The organism is Pseudomonas sp. GW821-FHT02H09 (assembly GCF_059421425.1).
On sequence record NZ_JBWKVA010000022.1, the window covers coordinates 1 to 293 of the forward strand.

The following is a 293-nucleotide window of genomic DNA, read 5'->3' on the forward strand; positions in this document are numbered from 1 at the left end:
TGGACGTCATCGGACGGCGACTACGGGCGCAGATGGCACCATAAACAAAACGGGCAACCTCAGAGGCGCCCGTTTTTTGATTACTGGGTGTCAGATCTGCCAATGATCGTTCCCACGCGCCGCAAAGGAATGCAGCCCGTGACGCTCTGCGTCACTGCCAACGCGGACGCGGAGCGTCCAGTGAGGCATTCCCACGCAGAGCGTGGGAACGATCGACTCCTTCGCCCGGGTCCTCGCTATCCCGCTGCGCGACGGCTGCGATTTAATGGACGTCATCGGACGGCGATTGCGGG